This is a genomic window from Micromonospora sp. DT201 (assembly GCF_049841575.1).
Lineage (GTDB): Bacteria > Actinomycetota > Actinomycetes > Mycobacteriales > Micromonosporaceae > Micromonospora.
The window spans coordinates 1-297 of the sequence record NZ_JBNCKP010000102.1 but is presented as its reverse complement, the minus strand read 5'-3'; the positions used below and the strand labels follow the sequence as shown (position 1 = coordinate 297).

Below are 297 nucleotides of genomic sequence, written 5' to 3'. Positions count from 1 at the left end.
TCGCGACGTAGGCTGCCGACCGCGGTGCCGCCGGTGTCCTCGATCGCTGCCAGCAACGCCGGGTGTGGGCTGACTTCGACGAACAGTCCCAGCCCATCGTCGATCGCCCGAGACACCGCGTCGTGAAACCGCACCGGCTGCCGCAAATTCCGAAACCAATACCCGGCGTCGAACACGGTCTCGTCCGCACCCACGGTGGAGTAGAACGGCACCCGTCCCCGGCCGGGTGTGACCTGTAGTTGTTCCAACTCGGTGCGCAGCACATCCACGTGCGCGCAATGCGAGGCGTAGTCCACC

1 protein-coding gene is annotated in these 297 nt (G+C 66.3%); it reads right to left on the bottom strand.

The features are described from left to right. A partial coding sequence (locus ACLQ28_RS34595) for an acyltransferase domain-containing protein (protein ID WP_425690461.1) occupies window positions 1-297 on the bottom strand: 297 nt, incomplete at both ends.